Source organism: Micromonospora sp. DH13, from assembly GCF_020873825.1.
GTDB classification, from domain to species: Bacteria; Actinomycetota; Actinomycetes; order Mycobacteriales; family Micromonosporaceae; genus Micromonospora; species Micromonospora haikouensis.
Map to the genome: position 1 here is coordinate 1 of NZ_JAHWGR010000012.1, position 16,345 is coordinate 16,345.

The window sequence follows — 16,345 nt, forward strand, 5'->3', positions numbered from 1 at the left end:
CCGCTCGAGTACCCCGAAGGGCCTTTCCGCTCGACTTGCATGTGTTAAGCACGCCGCCAGCGTTCGTCCTGAGCCAGGATCAAACTCTCCAACAAAAACCTGTTGAACAATCCATCCCGACAACAAAATGTGTTGCCAAAGGAATCCCCACCAGACCAACCCGAAGGCCGACCCAGTGCGGGGTATCAAACTACTTGGCACTGGCTTATCAAGCACCCTGTTGAGTTCTCAAAGAACAACCACACACCATCCGGAGCCCTACACTGTAGGGCTGCCTTCCGGGGCAACCTCTCTAACTTACCCGATCTCATCTTTGCTGTCAACCCTGTTCCCAAGGTTTGCGCTCAGATTCACTCGGACCCACGGCGACGCACGCCGAAGAACGGCGGTCGTTTCTGTCGTGGAGAGCCGCAGACCGGCCGATCGCCGCTTCGCGGCCACCCGCCCGGCTCCTGCCGGCCTCAGCACTCTACCCGGTCGGCTTCGCGATCGCAACCCCGTCTCACCGGAGTCGCCCCGCACCGCCCGGACCAGCCTCGCTCGGCGTCTCCGCCGCGAGCCTGTGCCCGCTCTCAGCCGGTTTGTCCGGCCTCCCGCGTGCAGAGAGAAAGTTACGCGTACGGCCTCGGGAAGGCAAATCAACGCCTGTCACTGTCCTGACGGAAAGGGCCCCGCCACGCACACCGAAATCGCGCCCGCGCATGTCAGAGTGTCTGGCATGGATGACGCCCTCCCCCGCCAGGCGACGCCCCTCGCCGAAGAAGCCCTGCTCGGACTGCTGCTGCCGTTCTGGCAGCTGGTCATCGGCGCCGTGGTGGTGGCCGTCATCCTGCTCTCCGTGGGCCGGCTGGCGCGGCGTGGACGCTCGCGGATGTCCGCCGCGCTGCTCATCACGGCCACCGCCATCGCCGGGCTCACCGTGCTGGGGGTGCTCCTGCAGAGCTGACCCGCGGGCCCTGACGCTTCAGAGCCGGCGGTTCGCCAGGCTGGGCAGCTCGGTGCGAATGGTCCGGAGGCGGTCCAGGTCCAAGTCGACGACGGTGAGACCGGGACCGTCCGGCACCTGGCCGAGGACCGTCCCCCACGGGTCGACGACCATGCTCCGGCCGAAGCAGGTGCGCCCCGGCTCGTGGTCGCCGGTCTGACCGGCGGCGGCGACGAAGCACTGGTTCTCGATGGCCCGCGCCCGCAACAGGACCTCCCAGTGGTCACGCCCGGTGTGCACCATGAACGCGGCCGGCACCACCAGCAGCGTGGCACCCCCATCCGTGGCCAGGTGCCGGTACAGCTCCGGGAACCGGAGGTCGTAGCAGATCGACAAGCCGACCCGGACGCCCTCGACGTCGACCACCACCGGCTTGTCTCCCGGCGCCACCGTCGCCGACTCCAGGTATGACACCCGGCCGGGGATCTCCACGTCGTACAGGTGGATCTTGCGGTAGGTCCCGGCGAGCGCGCCCGTGCGGTCGAAGAGCAGGGAGGTGTTCCAGGTGTGATCCCGGTCCGGGCCCGCCTCGTGGAACGAACCTGCGTGCACCCAGATGCCGAGCCGCCGGGCGACGTCGGCGAAGAACCGACCCACCGTGCCGTCCACCGGCTCGGGCGCCGGCATCCCGGCTGCGGTGCCGAGATAGTCGACATACTCCGGGAGGACCGCCAAGTCCGCGCCGGCCGCTGCGGCCCGGATCAACAGAGCCTCCGCGGCCGCGAGATTGGCGGCCCGGTCGTCGCGGGAGTTCAGCTGGCAGACGGCGACGCGCATGACCCTCAGCGTACGGCTGCCGGGGCCCCCGCGACAGCCTCCACCGCCGGCGGAGGGGTCGTGGACCCTCCCCGCCGGACGGGGAGGGTCAGGCGGACTTCTCCTCGCGGTCCCGGCGGGCCCGGCGGCCGGTGAACTCGCGCGGCACGATCGTGGGGTTGACGTTCTCCAGGACCACCTCGCGGGTGATCAGCACCCGGGCGGCGTCGGGGTTGCTCGGCACCTCGTACATCACGGAGAGCAGGACCTCCTCCATGATGGCGCGCAGGCCACGGGCGCCCGTGCCGCGCAGCATCGCCTGGTCGGCGATGGCCTCCAGGGCCGGCGGCTCGAACTCCAGCTCCACGCCGTCGAGCTCGAAGAGACGCTGGTATTGCTTCACGAGGGCGTTGCGCGGCTCGGTGAGGATCCGCACGAGGGCGGACCGGTCGAGGCTGCGGACGTTGGTGATCACCGGAAGCCGGCCGATGAACTCGGGGATCAGGCCGAACTTCAGCATGTCCTCGGGCATGACCTGGCTGAAGATGTCGTCGGTCGACCGCTCGGAGACCGAGCGGAGCCGCGCGCCGAAGCCCGTCCCGCCGTGGCCCGTGCGGGCCTCGATGATCTGGTCGAGGCCGGCGAAGGCGCCACCGCAGATGAACAGCACGTTGGTGGTGTCGATCTGGATGAACTCCTGGTGCGGGTGCTTGCGCCCGCCCTGCGGCGGCACGTTGGCCACCGTGCCTTCGAGCATCTTCAGCAGCGCCTGCTGGACGCCCTCGCCGGAGACGTCCCGCGTGATCGACGGGTTCTCCGACTTGCGGGCGATCTTGTCGACCTCGTCGATGTAGATGATGCCGGTCTCGGCGCGCTTGATGTCGTAGTCTGCGGCCTGGATCAGCTTGAGGAGGATGTTCTCCACGTCCTCGCCCACGTAACCCGCCTCGGTGAGGGCGGTGGCGTCCGCGATCGCGAAGGGGACGTTCAGCATCCGGGCGAGGGTCTGCGCGAGGTGGGTCTTGCCGCACCCGGTCGGCCCGAGCAGCAGGATGTTGGACTTGGCCAGCTCGACGGCGTCACTGCCGGAACCCGGCGCGCCGGCCGCCTCGGCCTGGATCCGCTTGTAGTGGTTGTAGACGGCGACCGCGAGCGCCTTCTTGGCCTGGTCCTGGCCGACCACGTAGTTGTCGAGGAACTGGCAGATCTCCATCGGCTTGGGAAGCTCTTCCCACTTCACCTCGCCGGACTCGGCCAGCTCCTCCTCGATGATCTCGTTGCAGAGATCGATGCACTCGTCGCAGATGTAGACCCCGGGGCCCGCGATGAGCTTTTTCACCTGCTTCTGCGACTTGCCGCAGAAGGAGCATTTGAGTAGGTCGCCGCCGTCACCGATCCGTGCCACCTACGTTCTCCCTGCACTCATCGGCCGGTGCACCGGCCATGACCTGCGGACGCTGCGCTCCGTCCGTCTCCGTTCGCTCGCCGGACCGTCCCGACGCAGCGGTACGGGCCCGACGTTACCCGCTGGCGGGGGTTTCTCCGACCCCCAAATCGGGCGTGTCAGAGGTCGGCCGGCAAAGCGCCTGGCCGACCTCTGACCCATGCTCGTCTCAGCTGGCCGCGTTGGCGGCGAGCAGCCCCTTCTTGCGGCTGGTGAGGATCGTGTCCACCAGCCCGTACTCCTTGGACTCCTCGGCCGTCATGATCTTGTCACGGTCGATGTCCTTGCGGACCTTCTCCACCGGCTGGTTGCAGTGCCGGGCGAGCATCTCCTCCAGCTGCGTCCGCATCCGCAGGATCTCCCGGGCCTGGATCTCGATGTCCGAGCCCTGCCCGTAGCCGCCCTCCGTGGCCGGCTGGTGGATGATGATCCGCGAGTTCGGCAGCGCCATGCGCTTGCCCGGCGTGCCGGCGGAGAGCAGCACCGCTGCGGCACTGGCCGCCTGGCCCAGGCAGACCGTGGAGATGTCCGGCCGGACGTACTGCATCGTGTCGTAGATCGCCGTCATCGCGGTGAACGAGCCACCCGGCGAGTTGATGTACATGATGATGTCGCGGTCGGGGTCGGTGCCCTCGAGCGTCAGCAGCTGCGCCATCACGTCGTTGGCGGACGCGTCGTCCACCTGGACACCGAGGAAGATGATCCGGTCCTCGAAGAGCTTGTTGTACGGGTTGGACTCCTTCACCCCGTACGACGTGCGCTCGACGAACGACGGCAGGACGTAGCGGTTGTGCACGGCCGCGAACTGGGGCGGCAGGCTCAGGTCGGTCATCGTCAGCTCCTCGGTCAGCTCAGGGTCCCGGCGCCCGCCGGAACCTGCACGGCTCCGGTGATCACCTTGTCGATGAAGCCGTAGTCCGTCGCCTCCTGGGCGGTGAACCAGCGGTCACGGTCCGAGTCCGCCTCGATCTGGGCGAAAGTCTGGCCGGTGTGGAAGGCCACCCGCTCCTGGAACATCCGCTTCGTGTAGAGCATCTGCTCCGCCTGGATGGCGATGTCCGACGCGGTGCCGCCCATGCCGCCGGACGGCTGGTGCATCATGATCCGGGCGTGCGGCAGGGCGTAGCGCTTGCCCTTGGTGCCCGCGCAGAGCAGCAGCTGCCCCATCGAGGCGGCCATGCCCATCGCGACCGTGGAAACGTCGTTGTCGATGTACTGCATCGTGTCGTAGATCGCCATGCCGGAGTAGACCGAGCCACCGGGCGAGTTGATCCAGAGGTAGATGTCCCGGTCCGGGTCCTCCGCCGCGAGCAGCAGCAGCTGCGCGCAGATGCGGTTGGCCACCTGGTCGTTCACCTCGCTGCCCAGGAAGATGATGCGCTCCCTGAGCAACCGGTTGTAGACCGAGTCGTCGAGGTTGCCAATGTTCTCGCCACCGCGGGCATCGATCGCCCGGAGCGGCTTCGCTGGGATGTGCATGTCGGTCATGGCAGCCCTTCGCTCTCCGTACCGTCCTACCCGACACTAACCGCTCGCCCGGGCGGCAGAGTCCCGGTCGGGGCGCTTTTCGCTCTCAGCGCAGCCCCTTCGGGACGTACCCGGAAAAGGGCTTGGGCCGCCGCCCACCGCAACCGGTGGACGGCGGCCGCACCTGAGGTGTCAGTGCTCGTGGTCGTGGTCGTGCGCCTCTTCGCCCTCGGCGCGGATGGCGTCGAGGCTCACCTCGTTGCCCGCGGTGTCCTTGATCTTGATGCGCTCCATCACCGAGGCCAGCGCCTTGCCGCGCCGCACGTCACCGAAGACGGCCGCCGCCGAGCCCGAGCGGACCAGCTGGTCGTAGTACTGCTGCGGGGGCATCCCGGCGCGCTGCGCGCGGTGGACGATCTCGTGGCCGAACTCGTCGTCGGAGACCTGGACCTCCTCGGCGTCGGCCAGGGTGTCCAGCAGCAGCTGGATCTTGACGCCGTCGGTCGCCGCCTCGTTGAGCTCGGCGTCGATCTGCTCCTCGGTCTTCTCCTCGGCCGCGAGGTATTCCTCCAGGGAGGCGCCGATCCGCTCGAGCTGGTCGATCATGGCCTGCTTGCGGCCCTCGACCTCCTCGCGCACGACGCCCTCCGGCGCCGGCACCCCGGCGGCCTCGACGAGCTGCTCCAGGGCCTTGTCGCGGGCGGCGTAGATCTGCTCGACCCGCTTGCCCCGGGTGACCCGCTCGCGCACGTCGGCGCGCAGCTCCTCGATGGTGTCGAACTCGCTCGCCATCTGGGCGAAGTCGTCGTCCAGCTCCGGCAGCTCCTTCTCCTTGACCGTGCGCACGGTCACCGCCACCTCGGCGTCCCGGCCGGCGAAGTCGCCGCCGACGAGCTGGGTGGTGAAGGTGGTGCTCTCGCCGGCGGCGAGGCCGACGAGGGCCTCGTCCAGCCCCGGCAGGAGCTGCTTGCTGCCGACCTCGTGGGAGATGTTGGTCGCCGAGCCGCCCGGGACGTCCTCGCCGTCGACCGTGGCGTTCAGGTCGATCTGCACGTAGTCGCCCTCGGCGGCGGCCCGCTCGACGGTCTTCAGGGTGGCGAACCGCTCGCGCAGGTTCTTCACCTGCTCCTCGATCTCGCTGTCGTCGATCTGGAGCTCGTCGACGGTGACCTCGATCGAGTCGAGCTCCGGCAGGGTGATCTCGGGCCGGACGTCCACCTCGGCGGTGAAGTTGAGGGAGTCGCCGTCGTTGAACTCGGTGATCTCGACCTCGGGGCGACCGAGGGTCTTCAGGTCGTGCTCGCGGACCGCGGCGAGGATGTTCTGCGGGATGGCCTCCTGCACCGCCTCGTTGAGGACGGTGCCCCGGCCCACCCGCTGGTCGATCACGGCGGCCGGCACCTTGCCCCGCCGGAAGCCGGGCACCTGCACCTGCGAACCGATCTCCCGGTACGCCTTCTTGAGGCTCGGCTCGAGCTCGACGAACGGCACCTCGATGGCGAGCCGCACGCGCGTCGGGCTCAGAGTCTCGACGGTGCTCTTCACAGGCGTACTCCTTGACGGATCTCAGTTGAGTCTGGGCGTGATTCAGCCCATCGAGTGTAGGCGAGCCGACGCGGCCCCTCGGCAGCGCCCGGGGCACCAGGTGGGAACCGGCGGCTCCCAGGGGTGCCCCGGCCGCGGACGACAGTCGGGGTGGCGGGATTTGAACCCACGGCCCCTCGCTCCCAAAGCGAGTGCGCTACCAAGCTGCGCCACACCCCGTGGCGACGAGAAGTGTATGCCGTCGAGGCGCGGCGGGGGTGCCGGGGCCGGACGCGCCGCGTCCGCGCCGCGTCCGCGCCGCGTCCGCGCCGCCATATCGGCGACATGGCGGTATCCCGGGGCGCGGATACCACCACCTCCCCGGCATGACGTGGATCATGGGTACGCGCGGACAGGATGCGCGCCGAACCCGGGCACCGGGTAGGCTGTCGGCGCACCCCGTGCACCGGGGCGCACGCGGGCGTAGCTCAATGGCAGAGCTTCAGTCTTCCAAACTGACGGTGCGGGTTCGATTCCCGTCGCCCGCTCCACACCCTCCGGCCCAGGTCAGCGGCGGGCTCGCCGAGCCTGGGCCGTTCTCGTTCTAGCCCTTACCGATCTTGCGTGCCATTGGCGTGCCAGTAGCGCCGGCCGTGCCGTCCGAGGCGGGTTCGCGTGCCGGCCGCTCGGCCTTTCCGCCCTTGGTCGGCTTCTGCTTCGCCGGCTTGTCGCTGCCCTTCGCCTTGCCCTTCGTCGACTTGCCCTTGCCCGGTGCCGTCGCCCGCTTCGCCTGCTTGGCGATGCGGCGGTCCATGCCGGCCGCGATCTCCCGGTCCCGCTCGCTGTTCGCGTGCTGGTAGACCAGCGCCGCCCGCATGCTCGCGTGGCCCATCCGGTGCATCAGGTCCCGGGTGCTGGCCCCGGTCGCCGCCGCCAGGTTGTTGCCCGTGTGCCGTAGGTCGTGGAAGTGGAACCCCTCCGGCATGCCGGCCGCCCGCAGCGCCGCCGCCCAGCCGACCGCCCGACGGAAGTTGCCGGAACGCAGCACCGCACCCTTGTCTCCCGTGAAGACCAGCTCCTCCGGCGTTGTCCGGTGGGGTGGTGGGGCCGGCAGCCGGCCGGGCCGCGCGGCCAGTAGTCCGCGCGGCGTGGGGGAGCGCACGCCGGCCGCGTCGGCGGCTGCCGGGTCGGTGGCGGGGTTGCGGTTACTGCGCCTCCGGCGGGGGCGCTCCGGCTCCAGGATGGCCGGGGGTCCGCCGGCGGCTTGCGGTCCGTGGGCGGTGGCGGTGGGGAGCCATCCCGCCCACCGTCGACCCGGACGAGCCGAGCAGACCACCGCCCGACCCGCCAGCGTCCGTACGAGCCGTCAAGGCCGTCTTGACGTAGCGGGCCGGGCGGCGGCCCGCTCCCCAGGGGGCGGGTCGACGGCAGACGGGATGGCAAACGGGTGCGGTCTGTGGGGGTGCCCGATGCAAGCTCCTAGACAATCGCGTCGTACGAGTGGAATGCTCTGGATCATGGCTGACACCAGAAAGGTCCATGGGGCGTAAGCGTCCAGGCGCTTTGCGTGCCCTCGGCAGAGTGCCTGAGCAGGAACTCGCCGCCCGCATCCGGCTACCGGACATGCCACCCAGGGTGGCCACGGAGCTTCGACGCCGCAGGTTGGATCGGGCGTTCGCGTCGGCATACCGATCGTGGCGATCGTTCGTCTACAAACCCGGCGCGCAAAGTTCGGACAACCCGTGCTACGGCTGCCCGTGTTGTGGCCCTAGCGATCCACGTGACCGGCTTGAGTGGGTCTTGAATTCGATGCCTACGTGGTCTCGCGGTGGGCTAATCCGGCTCGTTGCTCCCCTAGACCGTCAGTACCGAGCAATCACCTGGCCGGACCCGACCGCACCGCAGGCCTGGCCGTGGTGGTGGCGACGTGTTCGCTGAGGGACGGCGCTCCAGTTGGGTAACCAGCTGGGTGACGACGGGCACGAGCAAGGTCGGACGACCGTGGACTCTGGCGGACCGTTGGCGCAGCACCGCCGGTCCGCTTGCACAGCTCAGCGGCGGCCGGTCATTCCTTCACACCGAAGCGGTCTTGGTCAGGAACAATGCTCCAGTGGGCTGGGATGAGTTCCTCTGGCATGTGGACCATCGGCTAGGTATGTATGTCGGACGGCCAAGGTACGAGCGAGCGTTCTCGGCGCTGACAGGGTTCGACCTCGCGCGTGGCCGGGGCGAGCTGGCAGAGTTCCAAGGGTGGATGTCCGTCCGCCACCGTGGCAGCAGCCTTGCCTTCTGGTCGCTGGTGTTGGTGGAGACCTTCGGTGAGGGTGCGACCGAGGACAGCCTTGCCAGCGATGACGACCACACGCGGGCCATCTCGAACCTCTGCCGGCTCCTCCGCGAGTTCCTTGGGCAGCAAGTGTCGATTGCCGACCAACGCTAAGCGGCGATGGCCCTGTTGCTGTCGACAGCATCGGTGACAGCAACAGGGCCGAACAGCGCGAGCCGAAGTTGGTCGGCGACGGATCAGCGCCCGACGTCAGAGACGTGCGCGGACATGCCCGGACGGAGCGCCCAGAACTTACAAGCGAGAGGTCGGAGCCCGTCGAGCAACGACGTACTGGCCTGCCGCGAGGCCAAGTACGGTTCCTATGGAGGTCGGAACTGCAGCGAGGACCAGGACGAGGGCGTCCCCGGCGGCGCTGTGGTACGACGAGCGCAGCCAGGTTCCGGCATAGAAACCCAGCAGTACAAGAGCAGCCCACCAGAGCGCACGCTCGCGGAATGCTGCAACCGCGCCGACTGCCAGTCCTGAACCACCGAGGCTGGCGACCATGATGAGGGCAGCGGCAGGAGCACGTTCGATCGACCCGCCTGCACCGGCCGCTGCCAACCCTGACAGCACCCCAAGTCCAAGGGGCAGTCCGCCCGCCAACCAACGCCTGTCGAGTCGCACGGTCAGAACGGTAGCAACAGATGGCAGGTACGCCGGGTGGCTTACTGAGTGACGGGACATCCGGCTTCAACCCACCACTGCCGAATTACTCTCTTCAGGATCAAGGCACCGCGCAAGCGCGGCGCGTTGGCCGCGCACTGGCCTGCTGGCGGCCTCCGGCCGGCATCGGCCGCGCGCGGCCAACCATGGCTCGTCCTACGCCTGGGGAGCAATGATCGCAGCCTCTATGCGCAGTCCAACGCCGACGAGTACCAGGAGGCCGGCGAGGACGTGAGGTTCCGTCTGCCCTGAGTCGCTCAACGCGGTGAGCGCGGAGATCAGCAAGCCCGCCAGCGATGACGCAGTGCCTACTACTCGTCTGGTAGCGGCTCGCCGGGATCGAAGGTCCACTACGGGACCGTACCGGAGACCGGACGTCGAAACTGTCCGCATGGCGACTGACCAGCGACTTGCGGTCGTGACGATCGCGAGGCGGTCATCCACCGCCGAGGGCGGGGCGATCGGCTGCCGCGCCGCTTCGCGGCTTGCCACCGGGTACCGGGGTCAAGGCGCGCGGGGAGCCGGCGACACGGCAAGCCGCCCCCGGCCCGAGAGGCCGGAGGCGGTAAGCCGCACGCCGCCGGACAGCCGCGCGCCCTCCGCGCAGCCGTGCCAGCCACGTGCCAGTAGCCGGTGTCCCAGACGGTCTCCAGCGGTCATGATCGGGCACCACGACCCCGCCGCTGACCAGGCGATCCGGGCAGATCATGACAGCCGATTACGATCTTCCAAACTGACGGTGCGGGTTCGATTCCCGTCGCCCGCTCCACCGCCTCCGGCCAGATCAGCGAGACGGGCGCTGCACCCGGGCCGTTCTCGTCCCGGCCTCTTCATGCGCTTGCGTGTCATCAGCGCGGCCGGGGCGGTCGCGTGTCCGACCCTCGTCTCGAGCACAGACACGTCGGCGAGCGGCTTTGACGTCGGAGTGTCAGACTGCGGTGTCAGCCTCTCGAGGCATGAAGCCGCTCGCCGTGCACCGAGCCGAGGTCGGCATCCTTTACGGCCACTTCGTCCTACGAGACGCGTGGTGCGATGCCGGCGACGACGGGGAGTCGTACAGAGATTCACACAATCAGGTGGCCGGTGCATCCACGTACCAACTCACCGTACGAGCGCTCTCGGACCCGCTCGACGTAGGACTCGAACTGCGGACATGGGACGTCGAGCCCGAACCGGATGGCGGCTCGTGGGACGGATGCCGACAGCTTGAGTTGCACTGCCCCACCGGGGCGTTGCTCGTCGAGGTGATCACCGCCGGAGCGGCGGCAGAGATCACGCTGCCGCCAGGGGCGGGGGTCTACGGCGTCCGGGTCCACCGCAGCGGGCGCGACGACTACCAGAGGTTCCTCATCGACCTCTGGTGGCAGACACCGCTGCCGTTAGACGACGATGACGAGGACTTCTGCGACGAGGCGGTCGCTTGACGCCGTCAGGGGACGCGAGCCCCGACGCTCATGGCCTGGCCACCACCTGGACGATGCTGCCGCCGCTCACCGTCTTGTCGCCGTCCCCCGAGGAGGTGACCAGGTTGTAGTAACCCGGCCGGGCATCGACACCGATCACGATGGTGCTGACGGGTCGCTCGTCGGGCACGCCGGATGGCCGAATCGGTACAGCCTCGAAGGTGACCAGCCCTGGAATGATTCGGGTGTCCTCCGTCGCGGCCTTGAGATCGCCCGCTGTGGTGAACGGACCTGTCAGGCGCGCGGTCAACTCGAACCCTGTCGAGGCTGCGCCCGGTTGCTCCGGTGACTCGACAGTCCAGTGCACGGTCAAGGTCTCCCCCGCCTGGTACGACTTGTCGACGTCCTGAGCCTCGCAGCAGGTGTAGGTCACCGGTGCGGCGGCCTCTGCGGGGCCCGACGCCCCGGGGCCGCAGGCCGCCAGGAACGGCATGACCGCGCAGGCAAGCAGGCGGGCCCGCGACACGTTCATGTGCAGGAGGGTAGGCCACGATCGCCAGCCCACACGCCCACCGTCACAGACCGGAGCCGAGTCGTCCGAGGTGCTGGAGAGTCATGGGTTCCTCAGCGGCTGTTCGGTGGGAGACTGCCCGGGACCGGCGACTCCGCCGCGCACTCGCCGCTTCGGGTCTCCAGGGGACGGTAGGGGCACCATCCGTTCCTCGTGCACCTTGATCTCTGTGCGGAATCGATGAGCGGCTGGATGCCAGATCTCCTCGAACGGTCCCATGACGTTGTCGCCGATACCTCGGCGACGAACCCTGGCCGCCAGCCATGCGAGAAGGCCCAGGATGGCCGTCAACGAACCACCAACCAGCGCGATCGCCAGAAGCTCGGCCACCGACCCAGGCTAGTCCGTGTCGGGCACCGTGTCAGGTACCTGCCAACAACGGCACCCAGGACGGTCACCCAGGGGCACCAACGGTCGTAGGCTTCCGGCTCTGACTCGTCCCATTCACCGCTGTTCCAACTCGTCAGTGATCTCGACCAGTGTCGCAGCGACAGTCGCGGGTCCCACACCATGTGAAGATGGCGGCCGTCCAGGATCCGAGCCGGCCATTCCCGGTTCTCCACTTCCCGAAGCTCATTGGCGTACGTGGCACCGAAGGCCACGTAGCCGGCTGGGTTCGTCGCCCAACCGGCGGGGACGTCCACCTCCGCGGTGAGGTAGTCCCAGGGCACCCGGCGCTGGTCAGCCTCGACCCGCCGCCGGGTCTGCTGGTCCGGGAACAGGGCGGCGACGTCCTCTTCCGGCCACCACTCGCTCCACAGCGTCAGCAGGCCATCGGCACCGACCCGATCCCGGAGCGTCGCGATCAGCCCCGCCGGTGCGACCGGTATGCGATCGCTCTCCGGCGGCAGCACGGCGTCGAGAAACACGGTTGCCCGCACCGGGCGCGAAGCGACGAGCGCGGGTACGTACAGGCCGGCGTTGCTGTTCGGCACCAGGACCAGCTCGCCGAGCCTGGGCACGGCGTTGTCCAGTGCGCGTAGCACCTCGTCGGGTGAGAACAGCGGATCCCGTGGGAGCGAGGGAACGATGACGTCGTACCCACGCGCCGTGAGTGCGGAGGCGACTGGAGCCCACACCACCGGGCCGAGAAACGGGCTCGACAGCAGTACGAAGGTTCGCCCCATCGTTCACCTCTACCACAACACGTCACCCCTTGCTCGCCGCCGAGTCACCTCCCGGCGCGCACCCGATCCCCTACCCGGATCGGAGCTCCGGCACCTGGCGGGATGGCGGAAGCCGCCCGTTGCCGGCTACCCGAGCAGGGCGACGGCTGCTGCCACGACCGTCTCGATGACCGGAGCCGCGTCGTCCGACGTGTCGACTTCGACGACGGCGTCGACGCCCTCCGGCGGCACGAAGATCGACCGTTTCAGCTCGCCCCGCTGAAACAGGGCCAGAAGCTGCTGGCCGACGGCCCCGCCCCCGGCCGCCCGGGCAACGAGTCGCCGGCCGATGACCGCCTCCCGGGCGACGACGTGCACGGCCAGCACGCGGGCGTCACCCGCGAGCAGCACGCCCAGCAACTGGTGGGACAGCACCGAGGACTCGACGACGAAGCTCACCCCGGAGGCCGCGAGCAGTCGGGCTGCGTCGACCATCACGGCCTCGGCCCGGAGGCTGACGGGGCCACCGGCGAGGTGGAAGTCCCCGTCGAGGCGTACCCGACCGTCCTCGCCGACGGAGGCGGAGGAGAGGCCGAGACCTGCCTTGATCTCGTCGCGGGTCAGGAACGGGATGCCGAGGTGGCCAGCCGTCGCGGAGGCGACGGTCGTCTTCCCCGCCCCCGGGCACCCGCATACCGCGATCACCACCGGCCGTTCCCGCACTGGCATCCGCCGATCCTGACAGATCAGGACGTCGCCGCGCCGAGCCCCCACCGTCGGGGGCGAGCCCGTCGGCGCAGGGCCGTCGACCCACCACACCCCTATCCCGGTACGGCGGGTCGCGCTGGCCGGCGGCGGCATGTTCCTTCTCCGGCGGGCGTTGAGCGTGGCCGGCTGCGGGGCCTGGCGTTCCCGCAGCGTCACCAGGCCCGCGGGCTGGACGAATAGCTCGCGGCTGGCGACCGCGCGGCCCTTGTCGTCCAGCTGGTAGCCCCGAAGCCACACCCAACCGTGGTACGTGACCAACTCGGTCAGCACCTTGATCACGCGGAAGGTCATCGGCTCCACGAACTGGACAGACGCCTTCCGGGTGACCAGGATGACGTCCCACGGCGAAGGGACCTGGCTCACGACGACGGGAGGCCGTCGGCGGCCCCGGGCTCCGGAACCTGTCGGCCGCGCTCCGGGACCGCCCACATCTCCAGTGGCCTGCCGCACCACCCCACGAACCGATCCGTGATCTCGGCGGTGCTCAGGCCGTCGATCTCCCGGTGTGCGTCGCGCAGGTACGGGCTCATGTAGCGCTCAAGCGCCCGTACGTTGCAGTGGCACAGCTCCTTGAGCTGCCGCTTGCGGACGAGGCACGGCCAGGGCTCGCCGCAGACGAGGCAGTTCCAGTCCGGCCTCGACGGGCCGTGCATCGCCGGGTAGTCAGTCATCGTCCTGCCCGCCATCCGGTGGACGCCCCTTGTAGAGCGGCCACACGGGCGCACGCCTGTACTCACCGCGGCGCCGGGGTGCCCACAGCTCGCGAGGACGCCGGCACTCCGCTTGCAGCTCCAGCACGGTGGCCTGATGGCGGCGGGCCTCGTCCTGCGCGGCGACGGCCTCCCGGTAGAGCGTGTCCGTGTCGATCTCGACGCGGCGAAGGAAGGTCGCGACTGCTTCCGGGTCGAGCCCTCGCCGACCGAAGCGGGTCATCGGGAAGCGCTGCCAGCGGACCTCCACCGGCGTCAACAGGTGCTGGGTGGTCCGGTAGAGCCCGCCGCCCTCGTCGGTGCTCCGCTCCATGTGCCTCCGTCCCTCGCTGTCGACAGCGACGCGCGGCCCGACCGCCGAAACGGCCTGCCTTGGTGTGGCTGGTTGCATCGGGCCCGGTGCCTGCCGCAACTCCGCGCAGGTGGACAAGCGGGCAGGCACCGGACTCGTGCCCCTCCTAGGGGTATCTGGAAGTGATCTACTCGGGGTTGCGACCCGAGGAGTTACGGATGACCCCGAAGTACGAGCGAGTGGCAGAGGCCATCCGCGAACAAATCCGCAGTGGCAAGTTCACCGTCGGCGACAAGCTGCCGTCGACGACCGAGCTCAAGGCCGAACATGGGGTTTCCTACGCTTCTGTTCGCAGTGCCATGTTGATCCTTCGAACTGAAGGCATCGTCGAAGGCCGCCAAGGCGAAGGCGTCTACGTCAAGGCCAAGCCGGCGGACTGACGGCCCTGGCTGCTGCACCGAGGAACATGATCGCGACCTGGGGCAGGCCGCCGCGCGGGGCCCGGGCGCAATCACAGCCCGAGACGTGGTCAAGGGAACCGCGCAAGCGTCGGCCCGCCCGCCCCATCAGGCCGGGCAAACCGCCCAAACGGGCGGTTGATCGACTTCATGTCGGGCAGGTGGGGGTATCCCCGTCCGATTGATACCGCCATGTCGCCGACATGAAGTCGATCAAACAGACGGGGGCCCGCCGGGCGGGCGCACTCGACCGTCACTGCTCAGGGCTGCCCTGGCGAGCACCGATCACGGCAGCGCCTGGTACGAGCCCCCGGCACGGTCCGCCAGGTGAACCCTGGTGCGAGGCGTCTTTCGCCCGTCCACGTCATCGGCAACGTGGCCAGCGCCGATGCACGATCGCGGAGGTGGTCGGTCGCCGCCGAGGTCAGGCCGGACCCGGTACGTGAAGTTACGACACGTCGAACAGGCGTAGGCCGTCGTACTCGGCGAAGTCCTTGCCGTTGAAGGTCGCCAGCGGAAGCGGTCGGCCAGGCAGCAAGCCGCGATCCAGGAGTCGTTCGTCGGGCGGGGACGCCCCCGATGCTGCGCCCGCGCCTGGAGCTGGCCCCAGGTAGTCGCCACCGCCTCATCGAAGGGCAGCAGCACCACGCCGGATCGCCACTGCGCAAGGTCGACCAGCTTGCGTGGCCCCCAACTCCGCAGCACGGTCCACTTGGTCAACTCCCCCAGCGTGACGAACGTGATGCACAGGGTCTTACCCGTCAGACGGGCACGAGGCCGGTCTTTTGGGGCAGGCGGCCCCGCAGAATCGCCGACGCGACGTCCGTGTCCAGGACGACAAGGCTCCGGTGCAGGCGTACTGCTGGATGTCCGCGCCGTCGCCGGTGCCGGCGTCGACCACGTCGAGGCACTTGCCGCTGTGCCGGGCCCGGAGCTGGAAGTGGTCGCCGGTCGCCGCCCACTGCCACCGGCAGCGGATCCGGTGGGAGCGAGGGAACGATGACGTCGTAGCCGCGCGCCGTGAGTGCGGGCGACGGGGTGGCAGAAGCCGACAGCGTGGGCTCTACTGCACAGTGATGAACCAGCGAGGTTGCTTCTCCTGTGCGAACAACGCCCGGTTCGACGAGCTGCCGCCGCGTGAGCTGACCTGGCCATCGACCGCCGGGGGCCGAACGTGTTCGGGTTCCCGGGGCAACCGGACGGCCACGTGGTGGACGCCGACGAGATGGACCGCCTGTCGAACGCCCTCGCCCGGTGGCTCTAGCCACCCGTGACACGACATCTGGGAGAGTTGGACACCATGCGACTTGCACAGCACGTGTCGCTGATCGCCGCCACCATCACCACCGGACTCATGGCAGGGCTGTTCGCCGCCTTCGCCTACGCGGTCATGCCCGCGCTGAAAGGGGCCGGGGACCGGACGTTCGTGGACACGATGCAGCGGATCAACGTGACCATAGTCAACGGCTGGTTCATGCCGGGCTTCCTGGGCGCACCGGTGTTCGCCACCCTGTCCGCTCTCCTGGCCTGGCGCGGAGAAGGCCGCCCAGCGCTGCCGTGGATCACCGGCGGGTTGGCCCTGTACCTGGCGATGTTCCTCATCACCATCGCCGTCAACGTACCGCTCAACGACAAGCTCGCGGCGGCCGGCGATCCCGGCCACAATGCCGACCTCGCAGCCGTACGGGGGCGCTTCGAATCCAGCTGGGTCATCTGGAACATCGTCCGCGCCCTGTGCAGCACGGCGGCGTTCGGCTGCCTCACCTGGGCTCTGCTCGTCTACGGCCGTACCGCCGATTGAGTCGGCAGCCGAGGCGGCTCACCCACGCCGACGGCCGGCACGACATCACCCGCACGCCCCATCCGTCA

At 69.0% G+C, this 16,345-nt stretch carries 18 protein-coding genes, 2 tRNA genes, 1 rRNA gene and 1 pseudogene; 6 read left to right on the forward strand and 16 right to left on the reverse strand.

From position 1 onward, the window contains the following. Nucleotides 1–95 (reverse strand): 16S ribosomal RNA (locus LPA42_RS13800); the annotation flags it as partial. A gap of 623 nt (nucleotides 96–718) precedes the next feature. Between LPA42_RS13800 and LPA42_RS13805 the strand changes: the two genes are divergently transcribed. Continuing rightward, on the forward strand, nucleotides 719–946 hold the full coding sequence (locus LPA42_RS13805) for a hypothetical protein (protein ID WP_077938703.1): 228 nt from the start codon (nucleotides 719–721) through the stop codon (nucleotides 944–946). Nucleotides 947–964: 18 nt separating this feature from the next. Here LPA42_RS13805 and LPA42_RS13810 read toward each other — a convergent pair whose 3' ends face one another. From LPA42_RS13810 to LPA42_RS13835, 6 genes are all read right to left on the reverse strand, one after another. Next, complete coding sequence (locus tag LPA42_RS13810) at nucleotides 965–1,762, reverse strand: carbon-nitrogen hydrolase family protein (RefSeq protein ID WP_077938702.1); 798 nt, start codon at nucleotides 1,760–1,762, stop codon at nucleotides 965–967. An 88-nt stretch (nucleotides 1,763–1,850) separates the two neighbouring features. Then, nucleotides 1,851–3,146: an ATP-dependent Clp protease ATP-binding subunit ClpX gene (gene clpX, locus LPA42_RS13815; protein ID WP_043966350.1), complete on the reverse strand. Its 1,296-nt coding sequence runs from the start codon at nucleotides 3,144–3,146 to the stop codon at nucleotides 1,851–1,853. Between the two features lie 208 nt (nucleotides 3,147–3,354). Next, on the reverse strand, nucleotides 3,355–4,017 hold the full coding sequence (locus tag LPA42_RS13820; protein WP_043966349.1) for an ATP-dependent Clp protease proteolytic subunit: 663 nt from the start codon (nucleotides 4,015–4,017) through the stop codon (nucleotides 3,355–3,357). Nucleotides 4,018–4,031: 14 nt separating this feature from the next. Then, a complete protein-coding gene (locus tag LPA42_RS13825; RefSeq protein ID WP_043966346.1) occupies nucleotides 4,032–4,673 on the reverse strand; it encodes an ATP-dependent Clp protease proteolytic subunit in 642 nt (213 codons plus the stop codon). A gap of 171 nt (nucleotides 4,674–4,844) precedes the next feature. Then, complete coding sequence (gene tig, locus LPA42_RS13830) at nucleotides 4,845–6,197, reverse strand: trigger factor (protein ID WP_077938701.1); 1,353 nt, start codon at nucleotides 6,195–6,197, stop codon at nucleotides 4,845–4,847. A 145-nt stretch (nucleotides 6,198–6,342) separates the two neighbouring features. Continuing rightward, nucleotides 6,343–6,416 (reverse strand) — tRNA-Pro (locus LPA42_RS13835). Nucleotides 6,417–6,653: 237 nt separating this feature from the next. Here LPA42_RS13835 and LPA42_RS13840 point away from each other — a divergent pair. Next, nucleotides 6,654–6,727 (forward strand) — tRNA-Gly (locus LPA42_RS13840). Between the two features lie 53 nt (nucleotides 6,728–6,780). On the opposite strand, the gene LPA42_RS13845 is transcribed toward LPA42_RS13840, so the two are convergent. Next, a complete protein-coding gene (locus tag LPA42_RS13845) occupies nucleotides 6,781–7,338 on the reverse strand; it encodes a tyrosine-type recombinase/integrase (protein ID WP_228986596.1) in 558 nt (185 codons plus the stop codon). A 948-nt stretch (nucleotides 7,339–8,286) separates the two neighbouring features. Here LPA42_RS13845 and LPA42_RS13850 point away from each other — a divergent pair. Then, nucleotides 8,287–8,616 carry a hypothetical protein gene (locus LPA42_RS13850; protein ID WP_077938700.1) on the forward strand — a complete coding sequence of 110 codons (330 nt, stop codon included), beginning with the start codon at nucleotides 8,287–8,289 and terminating at the stop codon, nucleotides 8,614–8,616. 1,508 nt (nucleotides 8,617–10,124) lie between these two features. Then, nucleotides 10,125–10,592, forward strand: a complete 468-nt coding sequence (locus LPA42_RS13855; RefSeq protein ID WP_077938698.1) for a hypothetical protein — start codon at nucleotides 10,125–10,127, stop codon at nucleotides 10,590–10,592. Nucleotides 10,593–10,620: 28 nt separating this feature from the next. Here LPA42_RS13855 and LPA42_RS13860 read toward each other — a convergent pair whose 3' ends face one another. From LPA42_RS13860 to LPA42_RS13885, 6 genes are all read right to left on the reverse strand, one after another. Continuing rightward, a complete protein-coding gene (locus tag LPA42_RS13860) occupies nucleotides 10,621–11,103 on the reverse strand; it encodes a hypothetical protein (RefSeq protein ID WP_228986597.1) in 483 nt (160 codons plus the stop codon). Nucleotides 11,104–11,184: 81 nt separating this feature from the next. Continuing rightward, nucleotides 11,185–11,472, reverse strand: a complete 288-nt coding sequence (locus LPA42_RS13865) for a hypothetical protein (RefSeq protein WP_198956645.1) — start codon at nucleotides 11,470–11,472, stop codon at nucleotides 11,185–11,187. Beyond that, entirely contained in the window at nucleotides 11,430–12,269 is an 840-nt protein-coding gene (locus LPA42_RS13870; RefSeq protein WP_077938697.1) for a hypothetical protein, read from the reverse strand. The genes LPA42_RS13865 and LPA42_RS13870 overlap by 43 nt, the downstream gene beginning before the upstream one ends. Nucleotides 12,270–12,395: 126 nt before the next feature. Beyond that, nucleotides 12,396–13,379 carry an AAA family ATPase gene (locus LPA42_RS34430; protein ID WP_077938696.1) on the reverse strand — a complete coding sequence of 328 codons (984 nt, stop codon included), beginning with the start codon at nucleotides 13,377–13,379 and terminating at the stop codon, nucleotides 12,396–12,398. Further along, nucleotides 13,376–13,687 carry a hypothetical protein gene (locus LPA42_RS13880; RefSeq protein ID WP_144082706.1) on the reverse strand — a complete coding sequence of 104 codons (312 nt, stop codon included), beginning with the start codon at nucleotides 13,685–13,687 and terminating at the stop codon, nucleotides 13,376–13,378. Before LPA42_RS13880 ends, LPA42_RS34430 begins: the two co-directional genes overlap by 4 nt. Continuing rightward, nucleotides 13,680–14,039 (reverse strand): DivIVA domain-containing protein, encoded by a 360-nt coding sequence (locus LPA42_RS13885; protein WP_158229441.1) that lies wholly within the window; start codon nucleotides 14,037–14,039, stop codon nucleotides 13,680–13,682. Before LPA42_RS13885 ends, LPA42_RS13880 begins: the two co-directional genes overlap by 8 nt. Before the next feature lie 197 nt (nucleotides 14,040–14,236). Here LPA42_RS13885 and LPA42_RS13890 point away from each other — a divergent pair, with 197 nt between their 5' ends. Continuing rightward, nucleotides 14,237–14,458, forward strand: coding sequence for a winged helix-turn-helix domain-containing protein (locus tag LPA42_RS13890; protein ID WP_077938693.1), 222 nt, complete (start codon nucleotides 14,237–14,239; stop codon nucleotides 14,456–14,458). Nucleotides 14,459–15,061: 603 nt separating this feature from the next. Here the strand turns inward: LPA42_RS13890 and LPA42_RS13895 are convergent. Together LPA42_RS13895 and LPA42_RS13900 are read right to left on the reverse strand one after the other, a co-directional pair. Beyond that, nucleotides 15,062–15,181: pseudogene (locus tag LPA42_RS13895) on the reverse strand (type II toxin-antitoxin system VapC family toxin); the annotation flags it as partial. 49 nt (nucleotides 15,182–15,230) lie between these two features. After that, nucleotides 15,231–15,521 carry an RICIN domain-containing protein gene (locus LPA42_RS13900; protein WP_077938692.1) on the reverse strand — a complete coding sequence of 97 codons (291 nt, stop codon included), beginning with the start codon at nucleotides 15,519–15,521 and terminating at the stop codon, nucleotides 15,231–15,233. A 255-nt stretch (nucleotides 15,522–15,776) separates the two neighbouring features. On the opposite strand from LPA42_RS13900, the gene LPA42_RS13905 reads away from it, so the two are divergent. Continuing rightward, nucleotides 15,777–16,277 carry a DUF1772 domain-containing protein gene (locus tag LPA42_RS13905; RefSeq protein WP_077938691.1) on the forward strand — a complete coding sequence of 167 codons (501 nt, stop codon included), beginning with the start codon at nucleotides 15,777–15,779 and terminating at the stop codon, nucleotides 16,275–16,277. The last annotated feature ends 68 nt before the right edge of the window (nucleotides 16,278–16,345 follow it).

What these genes read in the sequence shown, in the direction of transcription:
- LPA42_RS13805 (WP_077938703.1), top strand. Translation starts at nt 719, where the DNA reads ATGGATGACGCCCTCCCCCGCCAGGCGACGCCCCTCGCCGAAGAAGCC.
- LPA42_RS13810 (WP_077938702.1), bottom strand. Translation starts at nt 1,762, where the DNA reads ATGCGCGTCGCCGTCTGCCAGCTGAACTCCCGCGACGACCGGGCCGCC.
- LPA42_RS13820 (WP_043966349.1), bottom strand. Translation starts at nt 4,017, where the DNA reads ATGACCGACCTGAGCCTGCCGCCCCAGTTCGCGGCCGTGCACAACCGC.
- LPA42_RS13825 (WP_043966346.1), bottom strand. Translation starts at nt 4,673, where the DNA reads ATGACCGACATGCACATCCCAGCGAAGCCGCTCCGGGCGATCGATGCC.
- LPA42_RS13855 (WP_077938698.1), top strand. Translation starts at nt 10,125, where the DNA reads ATGAAGCCGCTCGCCGTGCACCGAGCCGAGGTCGGCATCCTTTACGGC.
- LPA42_RS13860 (WP_228986597.1), bottom strand. Translation starts at nt 11,103, where the DNA reads ATGAACGTGTCGCGGGCCCGCCTGCTTGCCTGCGCGGTCATGCCGTTC.
- LPA42_RS13870 (WP_077938697.1), bottom strand. Translation starts at nt 12,269, where the DNA reads ATGGGGCGAACCTTCGTACTGCTGTCGAGCCCGTTTCTCGGCCCGGTG.
- LPA42_RS13880 (WP_144082706.1), bottom strand. Translation starts at nt 13,687, where the DNA reads ATGACTGACTACCCGGCGATGCACGGCCCGTCGAGGCCGGACTGGAAC.
- LPA42_RS13885 (WP_158229441.1), bottom strand. Translation starts at nt 14,039, where the DNA reads ATGGAGCGGAGCACCGACGAGGGCGGCGGGCTCTACCGGACCACCCAG.
- LPA42_RS13890 (WP_077938693.1), top strand. Translation starts at nt 14,237, where the DNA reads ATGACCCCGAAGTACGAGCGAGTGGCAGAGGCCATCCGCGAACAAATC.
- LPA42_RS13905 (WP_077938691.1), top strand. Translation starts at nt 15,777, where the DNA reads ATGCGACTTGCACAGCACGTGTCGCTGATCGCCGCCACCATCACCACC.